Origin of the sequence: Haloarcula amylolytica JCM 13557, assembly GCF_000336615.1 — an archaeon.
Lineage (GTDB): Archaea > Halobacteriota > Halobacteria > Halobacteriales > Haloarculaceae > Haloarcula > Haloarcula amylolytica.
On the sequence record NZ_AOLW01000074.1, the window covers coordinates 1 to 16572 of the forward strand.

General features: G+C 53.5%; 7 protein-coding genes and 4 pseudogenes. 6 read left to right on the plus strand and 5 right to left on the minus strand.

Annotation, left to right across the window (positions count from 1 at the left end; all coding sequences use genetic code 11):
- Positions 1-83 precede the first annotated feature (83 nt).
- A pseudogene (locus C442_RS21320) lies at positions 84-243 on the plus strand (IS6 family transposase); the annotation flags it as partial.
- Positions 244-391: 148 nt separating this feature from the next.
- Here C442_RS21320 and C442_RS21325 read toward each other — a convergent pair.
- From C442_RS21325 to C442_RS20555, 3 genes and pseudogenes are all read right to left on the minus strand, one after another.
- Positions 392-1246 (minus strand): annotated as a pseudogene (locus tag C442_RS21325) (IS5 family transposase).
- A 330-nt stretch (positions 1247-1576) separates the two neighbouring features.
- On the minus strand, positions 1577-1915 hold the full coding sequence (locus tag C442_RS21330) for a winged helix-turn-helix transcriptional regulator (RefSeq protein WP_008313934.1): 339 nt from the start codon (positions 1913-1915) through the stop codon (positions 1577-1579).
- Positions 1916-2117: 202 nt separating this feature from the next.
- Positions 2118-3866 (minus strand): glycosyl hydrolase family 18 protein, encoded by a 1749-nt coding sequence (locus C442_RS20555; protein ID WP_008313936.1) that lies wholly within the window; start codon positions 3864-3866, stop codon positions 2118-2120.
- A gap of 1322 nt (positions 3867-5188) precedes the next feature.
- Between C442_RS20555 and C442_RS20560 the strand changes: the two genes are divergently transcribed.
- On the plus strand, positions 5189-6838 hold the full coding sequence (locus C442_RS20560; RefSeq protein ID WP_161606650.1) for a S8 family serine peptidase: 1650 nt from the start codon (positions 5189-5191) through the stop codon (positions 6836-6838).
- Positions 6839-7454: 616 nt separating this feature from the next.
- On the opposite strand, the gene C442_RS21335 is transcribed toward C442_RS20560, so the two are convergent.
- The gene (locus tag C442_RS21335) at positions 7455-9593 is read right to left on the minus strand and encodes a G8 domain-containing protein (protein ID WP_204366259.1); all 2139 of its coding nucleotides are present in this window, start codon (positions 9591-9593) and stop codon (positions 7455-7457) included.
- 296 nt (positions 9594-9889) lie between these two features.
- Positions 9890-11046 (minus strand): annotated as a pseudogene (locus C442_RS20570) (ISH3 family transposase).
- Between the two features lie 63 nt (positions 11047-11109).
- Between C442_RS20570 and C442_RS20575 the strand changes: the two are divergent.
- From C442_RS20575 to C442_RS20590, 4 genes and pseudogenes are all read left to right on the plus strand, one after another.
- Positions 11110-11656, plus strand: a pseudogene (locus C442_RS20575) (IS4 family transposase); the annotation flags it as partial.
- Positions 11657-11795: 139 nt separating this feature from the next.
- Positions 11796-13595 (plus strand): glycosyl hydrolase family 18 protein, encoded by a 1800-nt coding sequence (locus C442_RS20580; RefSeq protein WP_080504366.1) that lies wholly within the window; start codon positions 11796-11798, stop codon positions 13593-13595.
- A complete protein-coding gene (locus tag C442_RS20585; RefSeq protein ID WP_080504367.1) occupies positions 13592-15448 on the plus strand; it encodes a carbohydrate-binding protein in 1857 nt (618 codons plus the stop codon). Before C442_RS20580 ends, C442_RS20585 begins: the two co-directional genes overlap by 4 nt.
- A gap of 56 nt (positions 15449-15504) precedes the next feature.
- Positions 15505-16503 carry a transposase gene (locus C442_RS20590; RefSeq protein WP_049943158.1) on the plus strand — a complete coding sequence of 333 codons (999 nt, stop codon included), beginning with the start codon at positions 15505-15507 and terminating at the stop codon, positions 16501-16503.
- Positions 16504-16572 lie beyond the last annotated feature (69 nt).

The window sequence follows — 16572 nt, forward strand, 5'->3', positions numbered from 1 at the left end:
CGTGGATTTCACCGTCTGCTTGCTTGGTATTGGACACACCTTCAGCAAGCAGACCTCTCAACTAACCGGCTTTGTGAAGTACTGAGACTGTGGCTATGCGAGTCGACCGCCTTTTATTCCTTCTGGAGTGGCAGTCAATCCAGCACGAAGTGGTGGCTACGGCGCTTCAGACACCATTACAACCACGAGCAACCAAACCAAGCTCTTTGCCGAAAAACGCCAGCTGAGGAGATTCAGAATTAGACGGTGCCATCTTGTAACAGTGTGATTTTCCTAAGCGAGGAATGCCCGCCAATAGAGAGACCGACTATACGATCAGCAGTGACGGCGTGGTATTGCACCTAGTCTCCGTATAAGAAAGCGTAAAACTAGTCTGTTGGATGGGCCGTGTTTAATCACCTGATGGGAGTGGAATCTCCCGCTGTGTGGTCTTCTTGATATTGTATACTGCACACATCAGGGCCAGTTCACGAAATTCACGGTACCAAGCACGCGCTCGCAGGGCGACGCCCAGCGAGCGCTTGATTGAGGAGAAGACTGACTCTGAGTTGGAGCGTTGATGATAGAGGTCGTCGTCAATCCGGGCGTTGTGAGCGTGATCGTAGGGCTTGTTGATGCAGTATTTAATCAACGGACGGATCTTGAGATCTTCTCGGAGGTATTCACGGAGCCATGTACAGTCAAACCCCTTGTCAGCGGTGAGGATCTGCAACTCGCCCGCGTGCCTGCGGGCGAGTTGCTGCTCGGCGTCACTTCCTTCCCGCGTGGTCGTACAGTGCAAATCAAGGATAGCGTTTGTCTCTGTATCGATGAGTTTCGCAGCTTTGAGATCCTGTACTTCGTATTTCGTCTTGTTGCAGTACGAGCGGCTCGCAGGCGAGCGCTCGAAGAACGTGGCGTCAATCGCTCAGATCGGTCCAGTGTCGTGAAGATCAGCGGACTGTTGGAGAAGCGTCCGACAGACCGCCATCTCGATTCTGTCGAAAGCGAGACATAACGTAGGTGGATGCAGGAGATTGGACGTTTCAAGGCCTATATCCCGCGATATTTGTGGCATCTCTTTCAGAAGATCGATTGCCATTCGGTAGGTCGTATCAAGGTAAATCCGCAGACAGTGGATGGATATCATCGCTGCATCGGTGAACCCGCTGCCCCCTTCTGGGGCGGCAGGTTCGTCCCAATCATCGGCAGTTCTTTTAACTGCGAAGCTAACTCGCTCAGTGAAGCGGGAGATTAGCGTAGACACATTGCGAAGTCTCCCGCTTCAACGCCGTCATTCTGCCGACCTAATCCGGCGCCGTCTAGTGATTAAACATAGTCATTCCGGGGTATATGGCTTGTTCACCCGGAAGGCCAGTGGGTGAAGAAGAGATTCACCTATTCGGGCTTTTCCGGATGCTGCGGGCGCAGCATCCAGACTGTAACGCTCATGACTCGGATTCTTTTGCACAGGGATTAGTCAACATGACGTGCTCTACAGCTTGGAATAGCGGTCGATCTCTTGTGCCCCGTGTCTTAGTTCACGCTCTCATGGCGTAGTAGCGTTTGTATCAACTCAACACGCCAATACAGATGATCATGTATCCCTGTTAGCCCAATTTTGTTCCCATTCACTGAGTGCGGAGAGTGCATGAAGTAACTCATTACCTTTTGATGTAAGATAATAATATACTGCTATCGGAGAATCTTTTTCCACTCTGCGATCAATTATATTGTTATTTTCGAGCTCATCTAATTTTTCTGATAGCGTCTTTGAACTTGCTCCTGTTTCTCGTTTGAGGTCATTAAACCTGAGTTCTCCGTTTTTAAGAGCATAAACTATATTCACCCTCCATCGAGTACCAATCTGCTCAATGGCATTGATCACCGGCACAGCTGACTCACGATCAGCCTCTTCTGCAGCTTCTGTATTCATATTATTTATTTGTTAAATCCCAACATAAATTTACTATATTCAGGCGACGTGGACAGCCCGATCACCGTCAGTGTACACTGTTTCGGGAGCCCAGGCTGAGACACTGCTGCAGTCCGTCGCCGCTGCCGTCGTGCTGGCGAGGTCTGCGAGCCTCGAGAGTGACGACGCCGTTCGCAAGATAGTTCGACGTGTCTGCTTCATATCAGCTTGTTTGATTGATTGTGTCGAGGAGCGTTTCGTTATAGTCCTGTGAGAGTTCCCAGACCATCACGCCCTGCATACCACGCTTTTTAGCGAACTGGACTTTCTCCTCGATGGACTGTGGATCGTCGTAGCTGATGATAGTCTCCTCCGACTCGTTCACGAGATACGGCGTTGTGCCAGGCTCGTGGTATTCCTTGGTCCAGCCGTCCTGTCCCTCGTAGTTGGCCTGCAGATCGCCGAAGTCGAAAGCACCCGTTGGGTCGGCACCGTCTTCGAGCGCGTCGTGCCAAGTTCCCTCGGGCAGCCCGCTGTAGCTCGAATACAGTTCCGTGCCATTGAAACCACGGCCGTAGAACGGCAGCCCGAGCACTAGTTCGTTGTTCTCTGCAGGGTCGGCCGGCGGATATTCCCACTGGCCAGGCCAGTACCCGGTTTCGTCGTGGGTCCCAGCATACAGCTGGTCAACAGCGTATTCAACGTAGTACTGGTCATGATACTGCTCGCCGTACTGGGTGTTCTCCATGGGGTGTGCGTCGCCATACAGCGGCGCGTTCTGTCCGGCAACGTCCATCCAGGAGCCGGTGAAATCGTAGGCCATAATCATCGTATAATCACAGATTTCGCCGATCTCCCCGTGGCGAAGCCCCCCGGCGTTCCAGTCAGAACCACCGTTGGCGACAGAAAGTGAGTAGTGCTGGTCATCTTCCTGTCCCGCAGTATCGAGAGCATCACGAAGCGCATGTAAGAGGTCGACGTGGGTTTCGTAGTCTTCGTTGCTACCACACCCACATTTGCCCTGCTGGCTTCCAGGATGTTCCCAGTCGATGTCGATGCCGTCGAGGTCGTACTCCCGGATAATTTCGATACAGCGGTCGGCGAAGTTCTGGCGATTACTCTCGTTGCTGGCGATCTTGCTGAACCCCTCGGAGTCTGCCCAGCCACCAACCGAGATTTTGACCCGCGTGTCAGCGGCCGGACCGCTCTTGAGCTCCCGGAGCCGTTCGAGGTTCTCCCGGTCCTTGTCGCTCATAATCGTGGGCACCGAGTTTTCCGCGTCGACGCCGAGGAACGCATACTGCACGTCGGTGACCTTGCCCCAGGGAATATCCTCAGGGTAATAGTCGTACGGCGATTCGGCCTTCCAGCCCGGATAGTAGCCGATAACTTTGAACTCGTCACCGGGAGGCTCTGGAGCACTGCTGACCGAGAGAGTCGTCGAGTCGGTTCCGCTCGCACCCGAATCATCGGTCACGGTAAGTGTCACCGTGTACTCGCCTTCGGACTCGTAGCTATGACTCGTGGTCTCTCCACTCCCGGTCGAGTCGTCTCCGAAGTCCCACTCGTAGCTCTCAATAACACCGTCGGGGTCAGTGGATCCCGAAGCATCGAACTCGACGGTTTCGCCCGGTTCGGGTGAGTTGGGTGAGACGTTCACATCAGCGGTCGGTGAGTCGTTCCCGTCGCCACCATCGCCACCGTCTCCGCCATCGTCACCGCTGTTACAACTGCCGAGTTCGCTCCATGGCTGGTAACTGTCGTCGCTACCGGGTTCGTGGTCCCAGTTCCACTGGTCAGCCTCCCAGAGCGAACCGCCGTGGACGACCTTTTCGCCGGCCTGATAGGATGTGCCGCTTTCCCAGTCGTCAACGCCGCTGCAATCTACTGCCATCGCGGTTCCCGCTGTACTGAACGAGACAGCGCTGAGTGCACCGAGTTGTTTCAGTATTGCCCGCCGACGGTGCTTCATCGCTCGCCCTCCAATGCTGTCACATACGCGTGATGCGGTGCTCCGCCTGACTGAACGACGCTATCCGAAAAAAGTCGTGTAACTGCGGTATTTGTAACACTTGAACTATCGGTCGAATGGGGTTCTCTGCATATCCCAAGGTTGAGATGCGTGCGTATCATATATTATGAATTCTCTGATTGTAGCGGCCGCTGTGATACTGGCCCCTGAGATCTATTATATTATTACATCGTCATGAGGCCGTATCTGACGGGCAGCCGTACAGATTATTGACAGTAGTCGCATATAACTATTCATATCTTATTTTGTGGCATATACAAATGCTAAGTACGCGGCTGCTTATCCGGCCTGTCACACATCGATTACTGCTCTCAGACACACTGGTCGTACCGGTTCTGACCTTTGTTTTGCGTACGTCGTGTGGTACGCTTTTGAGCGAACGCTGAGCAACCACAGCACCACTACCACACCCTCAGTTCACACGCCGTGTGAACCCCAGTAGCCGGAGCGAACTCGATATGTGAACAGGAACGTATACGCTGAATGATAGGTATGCGCTGAAATACCATACTGAAAATGGGGCTGTCCACCCGATGGCCACTCAAATCCAGAGTTAACCTGGCAGAGAACCCAACTTCACTGTTCACAGCTAACACACAGTAGTTCCACGCTTGCTGGTAAGAAACGGTGGGTGTCTGGGGGGGAATTGCGAGACACCCACCGCAGGGAGTCGTCACCGACGATGACAGGTTCTGGACCCATACCAACCGATGGATCAGGTGGGGTTCAACTGGAAGAGGAGCGGGGACCAGAACCTATCCTGCCGATATACAGTTAGTATTAAAAACAGTTGTGATCTCCCTTCGCCATCTGTTGATTGTGATCGTAGTATCATGATACCCCTACCATCGAGAACGGGACTGAGGACTGCTCACACGCCTAGTGACGATGTCATTACTGTGACCAGCTACGGGCGCGGGGAGCATTTGGGAAACATGGTTCTCACGGGATGTAACAAAGTCTATGCCAACAACCCGCACGATGGACAGTTCAGGGTTAAATGAATAGCAAAAAGATAATTTGAAATGACATGAGGTTCAACGGTGGTCTGCAGCGGGATCACATCCGCCGTGATCCACTGTGCGAGGAAACTATGGTAGACAGACAGCAATGCCGAACGAACAAGGGCAGAATAGTAACTCCGAGAAACGGCGGCCAGTCGTGGACGCAATCATCGAACAAGGCTCGAATGCGGTGTGAGACTACACTTGGCGCACTATGTGGGGGCTACGATGACTGAGAACCTGAGCAGACGTGACGTCATGAGTTGGCTCGGCGCGCTGGGTGCGGGCGCACTCGCGAGTAATACTGTCGTCGCTGAGAAGGGTTCAGCCCCGAACGAAGGTGTCAAGCAGAAGGTCTGTGGAGTTCAGACGGATACTGATCTAGAAGAAGTCAAACAGCAGGTTATCGACGCTATTCAGAGCCATGTGAAACAGTCATCTATTGTCCAAGAACGCAAGCGCAACGAGAATCTGGAATACTTCACTGTTGAACTGCCCGATGGTCTTGACGAGTCGAAGCTCGATTCGATTAATGAAGACCTCGATAATATCGACGACCTCGAGTATCATCATCAAAACTACACTGAAAAGGACGTGACGATGGAGGCGCCAAACGATCCCCGGTTTGGCGATCAGTATGCGCCACAACTGGTCAACTCTGCGGGTGCCTGGGATCAGACCTTCGGAAGTGACGACGTGACTATCGCTGTGGTTGACACAGGAACGGACTACAACCATGAAGATCTTTCGAGCCGGTTCGGCTCGAACAAGGGTTCGGATTTCACCGCTGACGACTCAGACCCCTTCCCGGATAATGGTCGCGGCCATGGGACACATGTGTCAGGCTGTGCGTCAGCCGACACCGACAACGGAATCGGTGTCGCGGGGCCGGTCGATTCAACACTCTTGAGCGTCCGAGTGCTCGGTGGCGGTAACACCGAGATATCTGGGGTCGCCGACGGGATTCAGTGGGCCGCAGACCAGGGGGCTGACATAATCAATATGTCGCTTGGCCGCCTCCAATACGATGTCGTCAGACAGGCGGTGAAATACGCTGATAACAAAGGGAGCCTCCAGATCGTCGCTGCTGGGAATGACGGTGTTCGTGGTGTCTCGTACCCGGCTGGCTGGGACGAGACCGTCGCGGTGTCGGCGCTTGATCCCAACGAGAATCTCGCGAACTTCTCGCAGTACGGCCCGTCGATCGAGGTCTGTGCCCCCGGCGTCAACGTTCTCAGCACGACAGTCAACGGCGGCTACGGCAAGAAGTCGGGAACGTCGATGGCGTGTCCGGTCGCAGCCGGCGTCGCCGCGCTTGGCCTCGCGGCTGATCCGGACCTCTCGAAGTCAGAACTTCGACAGCGACTGAAGGAAACTGCTGTCGACATCGGACTCGGTTCCGAAGAGCAAGGGTCGGGCCGCGTCGATGCGACAGCAATCGTCAACGCTGGCAGTGACGGTGATGGCGGTGATGGCGATGATGGCGATGATGGCGGTGATGGCGATGATGGCGATGATGGCGGTGATGGCGATGATGGCGATGATGGCGGTGATGGCGATGATGGCGATGATGGCGGTCAGTGTAGTCAGACGGCGGAAGACACGATTAACTCGTCGCTAAGTGGCTGGTGGGACGACGAATCTTGGGAATGGGAACTCGAGTTCGAGAACACCTGCTCGGTTGAGATCACACTCGAGGGACCGTCTGATGCCGACTTCGATCTGTATGTGGGTGAAGGGTACTGGCCGTCGAGATATCGCAATGACGAGTCATCGACAGGTTCTGACAGTCAGGAGTCAATAACTGTGGACGATGTCAGTGAAGATCTAGGTATTCTCGTCGCTGTTGACTCCCATGCGGGAGACGGCAACTACACCGTGTCGTTCACAGAGACTGGCAACAACTAAAGCTCGCGATATAAGCCCAGTAGGTCTCTAATCACCACGCTACTGGTCTTGAGGTCTCCCACCAGTAGCTTTTGTTCGCTGTTGCGGCCCGTAGCCGTAGTTCATTGTATAGCTAGTGGAGCACCATAGAGTAAGTATTATATCAGCGTCAGGTAACAGACGATTATCGACCCTGCAAGGATGCCTTCGAGAGAGTCAGGAATCTCGTGGGCGGAGGCGGTAACGTTGTGTGAGTGATCTTTCCTGGGTTTTGAACTGATTGATGGAGTCACCACAACGGAGACGGAGCGAGCGCAAGATCAGAAACGACCAGAGGTGGTGCGTGATTTTCTCGATGCTGGAACAGTATCTGCCTACGATATTCGTCCTGTTATGTGGGACCCCAGAACACGGTTAGCTGGCTGAGCTGTGACGTTGCTTGACCGCGGTCCAGAAACGTGGCCGGTCGCTACCCAGTGCTCTCGAACGTGGGATCAATACCCGCTAAGTCAGACGCGCCAAAGTGCTATGACCAGCCCAAGACGAGCACCACGCCTGTCTGGTAGTCTCGGCTGGCCAAAGTGTCCAGCTTACACCTGAGTTCACTGGAGCAAAACCTCAGAAGGGGCAGAAGAAATTACAATTCAAGAATTCTAGTACGCTGATAAGTTTTGGGGAGGTCAACGTTCTCGTAGTTGTTTCCTTCATTCGATGGTCGTTGACGGTAGTAGATTGTGTCATTGAACACTGCCGTTCGGCTGCTGTCATCCAAGTACTCGCTGGTTGTGTACAAGCCGGTACTATTAGCTCCTGCCTCTGTTGTTTGGGTATAATCAGTCTTGTTATTTTGATCCGATGTCTCTGTATCCGTGGTGTAGAGTTCAGCCTCCGCAGTGTCTTCGGGTTTTCTTATACCATCTTGTCCCTGTTCCAGCAACTCCTGAATCGCGTCATCATATTCTCCAGCATCATCTGACCCGCCGCTGTCAGATGTAAATGTGAAGAAACTGCCGTCCCCTCCTCCTCGGCCAACATGGTTGTCAGAATCACTAAGGAAGAGGTTGTTACGAGTCGTTGACCCACCAAGTGCGAAATGGCCAACCCGGAAGTCGGCGATAGCAGAGTTTTCCAGTGTCGTATGGCGCCACTCTGTCCAAACTGCCGAGTGTCCGTTGTTGTACGCTGTCAGCTCTTCAATACTATGTTCAGGAGCAATCAGATCATCAGGGAACTGCTCAAGCACATCCGGGAACATCTGGAAAAGTACGCCGAATCCGCGAGCAAGATTCTTGTATCGGAGTTTTCCCTCTGTGGAGTACGTATGTGCTGTGTTATTCTTGAATGTAATATCGATATCATCCGAATCGACTTCGAACCCACCACGGCCATCGTAGAAGAATCCGTTTGCGAGGTGGCCACCAGCGGCGTGGTTACCCTTAAGAATGTTGTTTGGATTGGATATCCAGAAGGCACCTGGCCGGAAATCGTTTTGTTCGTTCGTATCACCCGTTGCACTAGCAACACCTCCGAAGGGCCGGTCCTCTTGGGGAACGCGCCGATTGAATACAACCAGATTCTCTACGAACTCGTTGTTTTGTTCAGCCCCAAGCCCCTCTTCTACAAGGAAGCCATGACCGTTAATATCGTATCCAACATTTCGTTTATATGTTACGCTACCAGTCCCGTGGCTGTTATAGCCTCGCTGGTAACTATCGTGAACGCTGTTGTGAGCAATGTACGAGTCTGATTGTTCGTTAGCGTGATGGAAATGTAGCGGATATCGCGCTTGATGACCAGTCTGTCCAGCGTGGTAAACTTCCAGTCCCTCAATCTGGACCGCATTGGGGTCTTTTGCAAAGATGCCATGGGCACCAAATCCACTTTCATACTCAAGACTAGTGCTCCCCTTTGTCGGATTACTGTATGAGTTGCCGCTACCGGGGTTAGAGACTTCATTCGCACCGCGCATGACAATATTGCGGGTCAACAAGCCAACCTCGGCACGCATATCAATTTCCTGCCCACCAGCATTCTGCACTTCGCCAAAGTGGTCGTAGTCCAGCGCGGCGTTTAGCTCAACGGAATCGCCGACGACTGATTTGACCGTGCGTCGTTCGGCTTCTTTGGGATCTGTACCGCTTGGAGCGATTACAATCTCGTCACCTTCTTCCCAGTTTACTGACTTCGCTAGCTTGATTTGCGTGTCGCCCGCACTAGCAGTAGCACTGAGTTGCGTCCAGTCAGTTTTTTCTCGGGAGCTGCCGTGAATATTAATTGTTCCGCCGTCGAAGGTACCAAAGAGGTTAGTACCAATAGCCATGTCATCTTCGCCTCTAATACTTTCGCCCGTCTCCGAGCCGGTTAGGGTAATAACTGCTTTACTCTCGAAGGGATCATCATCCGTTCCAATTTGAATTAGTCCATTGCTCTCAGCCAGAAGATAATCAGCTGTGAGTTCTCTGTAGCCCCCATCTTTGAACTCTAGAACGCCATGAACTGTTACACCCCCTAAGTCCGGTGTGCTCTGGTCAAGTAGTATATGCTTATCTGAACCGATCGTCACCTCATCTCCGGCACTTGGAGTTGATCCATCCCATGTTTCCGGATCTGACCACGGTTCTACGCCTTCTGATGAGGACTTATCCGGAGACGCAGCTGCACTTTTTCCGGCGACTGCACCTGTCGCAAGTGCAGCGCCTGTCGCCTGAAGGAACTGACGCCGTCCAAATTGCTTTTTCACTATACTGTCCTCTTGATTAGCGGCATTATGTTTCACATATGTCATTTCTGACCTAGTACATATAAATCTTGTCATGGCTGGTTTAGAAGAGGAATGTCAAGAGCAGATCTCAATTAAGCCAGTCAATCTCACCATACACTTTTGTATGAAGATACTCAGTACCTCACAAAGCGCTCTCGGCTAACCGATTCTGAAGCGTGAGTTTTGTGTCGAAGTGAACCTACTGTTAATTCTCACTAGGCAATCACGGGTGAATTGGATGGAGCTGTCGGCGGCAATCAGCCGCCGACGCGACAGCGTTGCCACTTGCGAAGACGCTGGCTCGGTCGTTGTTACCGGTGGAACCGGTCATCCGGTGGCCGATTCGAGGGGACGGCCCGACGCACCGCGAGGGCCGTCCACGCGGCTCGTCGAACCATATTGACGAACTCCTTGTACGGCCACCACCAGAGGCAACGCCCGCCTCGGCGCGGCGTGCCACGTATTCGTAGTGGAGATACCGCCACGCATTCTGCAACAGTAGGCTCACCACGACGTACAGCAGCCTCACCGTTGCACTCCGTGTCGTTGTCGTCGCTATCGCTTGCTCGGACAAGCGATAGCTCGATTCGATACTGAAGCGTTTGCTGTAGTGGGATCGCGCATCGCGTGGTGTCTCGATGAACGGCGCGTCAGCGGCGTACCCGTGACGCGCCACCCCGTGTTCGTCGTATCGTCCATTCAGGTACGTACAGTCGATGTAGACGGGAAACTCGACGGTCCAGCTGTGACCGTCGAGTTTCCCTGTCAGGTCGTGTTGGATGACGCGACTCCACCCTTCCGAGAGTTCCTGTTGAATCGCCTCACCCCACCGGATGATCGGGACAACGTAGGCGCAGTTGTGTGTTTGTAGTAGCGTGAGGCACTTGCTGTCGTAGAATCCGCGGTCGAGGTAGACGGCCTTGACCTCGGCGTCAAGGCCGTCGAGTACTCCAAGAAACTCAGCGAGGACGCTGCTGGCGGTGTCGCCGTCTTCGAGACGGCGCACCGCCAGCGTATACCGTTTGTTCCTCACGCGTGCGTAGAGTGTCGCATAAGCGTGAAACGCGGTAGTTCCGCGCTTAGCCTCGGAGTGGTAGAGGCCCTCTGTATCGTCTTCGTCACCGTAGTAGGGTCGCAGGTGGAGGTCTGCGCAGACCTCCACCTGCTCGGGGAGGAGTTCAACGATTTCCCGCCGGAGGAGCGTGTTTGCGACTCGTTCGAGCCGTCCCGGCTCGAACTTTGTCTGCAGATAGTAGAGGATCGCGTTTGCTGATGGTGAGTCTTCACTGGAGTTGCATAGCGTAGAGATCGAGGTCCCGTCGGCGGTCGCGCCGACGAGGACCTCGTAGATATCCTCAGCGTTGAGTTCAGCGTTGTTCGCAAGACCGAGAGAAACGTCCTCGTCAAGCCGGTTGACGAGGAAGTTAAGGAGTTGGTCCTCGTGGATTTCACTGTTTGCTAAGCACATTCGCAGCAAACAGACGTCTCAACTAACCGGCTTTGTGAGATACTGAGTATGTCGTGGACGACCTCCCGGAAGTACATCGATGTCGAGGTCGAAGCGACGTTTCAGCGACACGAGTACGCGGGCACGAATAGTAGGCGGTTTCGCGTCGTCAGCGTCCGCGACGGGAACGCCGACGGTTACCATTTGTATATCCTGCCGAAAGAAGAGTTCCTGCCGGCGGAGCTCGCAACGATCTATCGATATTGGTGGGAGGTAGAGCTGCTGCTTCGTGAGGTGAAGACGCAGTACAGCCTCGATGAGTGCGACACGAGTAAGAAGTATATTGCGGAAGTTCTGCCGTATACGGCGTTGTTGTCCCTGTTAGTGAGCCGTGACTTGTTAGATCTGGTCACCGAGCAGACTACTGTTGAGATTGTGTTCTGCTGGAGCGTTTGGCGTGCGGCCAGAAGGTCGCACGCCCAACTCACCCTCACGGCCTCGGCGAGTTTCTCGGCTACTCGCCACCGCCGCTGTTAAAGCGACTTATCGAGGACGGACAGAAAATCCATCAGCAGCGACCGATGCTGCAAGAGACGCTCGCTACCGTACGCAACCGTGGTGTGGGAACTAACTAAAGACGGATAGTCCAACAATAAACAGTATTGAACGAATCCACATTCAAAAAGACATATATGTGTGGCATCCGGCGAGTTCAATTAAGCTGGCATTCAGGATATGTGTTATATCTTGGTTCCAGCCACGAGATAAAAATGAAGCAAGACAGACGAACATATCTACAGAACGCATCGGCATTATTTGCATTAATAACAGGCACAAGTACAGCAGTATCGGCCTCTGATGACCCTCCTGAATGGGACTCAGAGACTGCATACAGCGGCGGCGACCGGGTGAAGTACGATGGTTACATTTGGGAGGCCAAATGGTGGACGAAGGGCACAGAACCGGCCACGGGGAAGGATGTCTGGAAACGCATTGGTCCGGTTGATGACGGAAATAGCGGTGATGACGGGAACTCTGATGACCCACCAGCCTGGGATGCAGAAGCCACCTATACTGGTGGAGACCGTGTTAGGCACGAGGGGTATATATGGGAGGCCAAGTGGTGGACCCGCGGTGACGAGCCCTCGGCTGACGCTAATATGTGGAAGCAGATCCGTGAAGTGGATGATAGTGATGGCGATGGCCTCACTGCAAACCTGGGAGTCAATGAGTCCGTTGTTGCACCCGGCGCGGAGATTGAATTCGATGCTAGCGGTTCTGACGGAGACATTGAGACGTACGAATGGAGCTTCGGTGATGGTTCGGACGCAAGCGGTGTAACAGTCACGCACACGTTCGATACCGCAGGAGAATACACCGTTGAGCTCGTTGTTACCGATGAGTCAGGCGAAACGTCGACTGATTCGGCAACGGTAACCGTTGCCGACATGCCTGACAAACGCGTGACTGGTTACTATATGCAGTGGTCTCAGTGGGATCGCGAGTACTATCCGGGAGATATCCCACTTGACCAGGTGACCCACGTCAACTATGCGTTTCTCACAGTCAACCAGAATGGGGCAGTCGATTACATTCAGCAGAACGCTGCGATGCGAGTTCTGGAACCCGAGTCGTGGCACGATCATACTGGTTTCGATGAACTGGTTGATGACCCGACAACGAAGTTCCTGTTCTCAATCGGTGGCTGGAACGATTCCAAGTACTTCTCTAATGCCGCTGAATCACAGGAAAGCCGTGAGCGGTTTGCGTCTACTGCCATCGAAATCATGCGTAAGCATAATTTTGACGGTCTTGATATTGACTGGGAGTATCCAGGTGGCGGTGGGAAATCAGATAACATCGTCCGCGATGGGGACAAAGAACGGTTTTCAAAGCTCTTGCGTGAAGTTCGGTCCCAGCTTGACGAAGCCGAATCGGAAGACGGGCAGGAGTATCTGCTGACCGCAGCCCTCTCAGCGGACCAGAAAAAAAACCAAGGGCTAAATCACGACGACAATGCCGAACTGCTTGATTACCTGAACGTCATGACGTATGACTATCACGGGGCCTTCGATGAGAATACTAACCATCAGTCCCCGTTGTATGGTACAGATGACGACCCATCGCCCAGAGCAGATGACTTCTACGTGGACGCATCAATGTCGTACTGGACAGACACTGCCTTTGACTCCAAGCAGCTCTCAATTGGGCTCCCCTTCTACGGCCGGAGCTTTGGGAACGTCGCGAGCAAAGACAATAACGGCCTGTATCAGCCCTTCGAGGGATCGCCCGACGGGACGTGGGGGCAGGATAATGGTATTATGGAGTTCTGGGATATCAAAAACAATCTTGCCCCCAGTGACAAGTATGCCGAATCCTGGGACGATACCGCGAAGGTACCATGGATCTATTCCGAGAGCGAAGACATTCTCGTCAGCTATGACAACGCCAGGTCAGTTGGGTTGAAAACGGAGTACGCCATCGAGAACGACTTCGGTGGTATGATGTTCTGGACATTCTCCGGCGACAAGAATGAAGTACTACTTGATGCGATTCACGAGAACCTATGAGACAAAATAGACGGTCATACCTGCAGACCACGTCGGCACTGATCGCAGCCCTCTGTGGTGCTGGTACAGCAGCGGCTGCTGATGAGGTACCGGTCTGGGACGAAGAGACGGCCTATACTGGCGGTGATCGAGTAAAACATGACGGGTATATCTGGGAGGCTAAGTGGTGGACAAAAGGAACGGAACCAGCACAGGATGAAAGCGTATGGAAACGAACCGGGCCTGTCGGCGATGGAGGCAATGGTGGGGGATCTGAGGAGCCACCGAAATGGAGTCGAGAGTCCACATACACCGAGGGCGATCGAGTGAGGCACGAGGGGTACATCTGGGAAGCCAAGTGGTGGACCCGCGGTGACGAGCCTACGACCGACGCCAATATGTGGAAGCAAATCCGTGAAGTTGAGGATGGTAGCGGCGACAACGGAAGTGAACTCACTGCAGTTATTGATCCGGAAGCGCCGACGACATCTGTGGATGAATCAGTAACTCTTAGTGCTTCGGACTCAAAGGGTGATATCACCACATATGAGTGGAATATCGACGAGAAAGAGCAGATTAGTGGAGTCGATGCAACGGTAACCTTCGAGAGTGCTGGCGATTACTCTGTATCACTCACTGTTACCGGTTCAGGTGGCTCTACTGCGACCGACGAGACAACGTTGACTGTTGAGTCTAGCTCAACTCAGCCAACTGAACTCACAGCAGAGACGACGATCAAAGATTTCCTTCCGACATACGAAGAACGGTACATCCCCGAAATCTTCCGCAATTACCTGCCTGGAGAAGTCGACGGTGGACACGGCGGACACGGTGGTGGAACAGTTGCATGGCCAGACGAGCAAAAGGCCAGTGAATTTGATGTTGATATCGATGCGATCCGCGACAACGCGGGCGACGGGTCTTTGAAATTCGGGTCGCTTGGCACTCAGGCACTGGACTGGGCAACACAGTTCCGGTCAGCAGGGCTTCCGGACCACGCTATTGCACAACTACTGCCTCGCTTGATGCTCCTTCCTGACAAGACTGAGGAGCCAACGTTCCAAGGAAAAGGCCGCTCAACGGGTTGGGACGAGACAGGAGGCCCGCTACCAGCGAGCAACGATCCGCCACTGTTCTATCAAGAAGAGTGGCCAACAGACGCCCGAAGCGAAGAAGACGAGGAAGTCAAAGAACGAGACCGCGTCTACTTTCAGGCCAAGAACGATTCTAACTGGTCGGATGACTTCAGCTATCTTGATAACTACGACAGCGCACTTATCGAGACGCTAAACAACAACACACATCCAGCAACTGGTGACCCACTTGGTGGGGATAGTTTCACCGCCAATGCACAGATGGAGATTTCCACCGAGATTCATGGGAGTGATTGGTTCTGGTATCAAGCGCTTCTATTTAAAAACACCAGCAAGCTCCCGTATCATCTTGACGGAACGGTGATCTGGTGGCTCGGACCAGCAAACTTCGGGAAGACGATGTCCGCCGGCTCGTATAACAATGAACAGCGCCCACGCCCCGGCCACGGCCATCCACAGCGTGATATCATAGAGATAACATTAGAAGAGGAACAGGTCCCAGAGAAGTACGCCGATATCGACTCAACGATATCAGCGTATGCAGTCCGGCTGGCATATCATGACTCGCCGTACAATATGCGGACCGCGTATCCAGACCAGTACTGGTCGATTGAGATCAGTGTCGGAGAGCCTCTGGATAAGAAGTTTGACACAGCGGAGAAACGCCAGCGGATCGTTGACATGATAGCCGAAACGGCACACGTTGAGCTTGAAACCGATATGGACCGCAATGACGACGTAGTTGACGCTATCGAACTGTACAATCGTGTTGGGAACTAGCCTTACAGAGCCTGTCATAGAAAGCGTCACGTGCGAAGCGGCAGGGTTTGGAGACTGTGTCCACCAGCTCCAAAGCCCTGCAGAATGTAGATTTGGTCAACGAGTTCTTGAATGCAGCGGCTACCGAGACAGTTCCGCTGTTTGAGCATCTTGATTTTGAGTTTCTGCTGGAGTACGACGTGTTCGCCCCCGCTGGCCGGGGGCGAACACGAGTCCACAAACCACCAGACCTCTTTTGCGGCTTTCTGCACTGCTACTACGAGAACGTCTACGGCACTCGTCCAGTCACACGAGAACTCCAACACAGCCTTGTCTGGTACTACTGCGGACTCGATAAACCGCCATCCAGAGATACTATTGACCGGTTCCTTACTGGTCTCGAACACGTCGTTGACGATGTCTTCGACAGACTCGTCGAGCAGGCCGCCGTCCGCGGCCTGCTCAACTCAATGTACTCCATCGACTCGACCCATGTCAAAGCGATCCAGCATAACGACTACGCCTCGTGGAACTATGATTCAACAGCCGAGGAACACTACTACGGCTTTGGCTGTACGCTCGTTTCAACGGGTCCGAAGATCCCGATAGCAGCAGAATTCACACAGGCCAAGCAAACAGATCAAGAGACGGCGATGCGCGTCACATGTGACGCGCTCGCCGTCGATACTCCGATATGGATGCTTGGCGACAGCGCCTACGATATCCTCGATTGGCACGACCACCTGCTGGCCGCAGGGGTCGTGCCAATCGCTCCGTACAACCCGCGAAACACCGATGATCCGCTAGACATCGAGTACAGAGTTGAAGACCACATCGAGGAACACAGCAAGGACGTTCAACTGAAACAATCTATCTTGGACGAGACGTACAACCGCCGGACAGGAATTGAGCGAACCAACGACGCGGTCAAGGACTGCGGCCTCGGGCGCGGACGTGCCCGAGGCCGCGTCCACGCACGAACAGAAGCGTTCCTTGCACTGTGTCTCCGACTCGTCATCGCAATCACCAATTTTGAGCGGGGCGACGACCCTGGCCGCGAGAGGCTCAAGCTATGAGATGGATTCTATGACAGGCTCTTACACACAATTCACGACCACAGAAGCTACCCGTTTGCTGAGGCTGTG

Bases quoted from the DNA above. Each gene is read 5' to 3' on its own strand.
- C442_RS20585 (WP_080504367.1), top strand. From the start codon at position 13,592: ATGAGACAAAATAGACGGTCATACCTGCAGACCACGTCGGCACTGATC.
- C442_RS21330 (WP_008313934.1), bottom strand. From the start codon at position 1,915: ATGAATACAGAAGCTGCAGAAGAGGCTGATCGTGAGTCAGCTGTGCCG.
- C442_RS20555 (WP_008313936.1), bottom strand. From the start codon at position 3,866: ATGAAGCACCGTCGGCGGGCAATACTGAAACAACTCGGTGCACTCAGC.
- C442_RS20580 (WP_080504366.1), top strand. From the start codon at position 11,796: ATGAAGCAAGACAGACGAACATATCTACAGAACGCATCGGCATTATTT.
- C442_RS20560 (WP_161606650.1), top strand. From the start codon at position 5,189: ATGAGTTGGCTCGGCGCGCTGGGTGCGGGCGCACTCGCGAGTAATACT.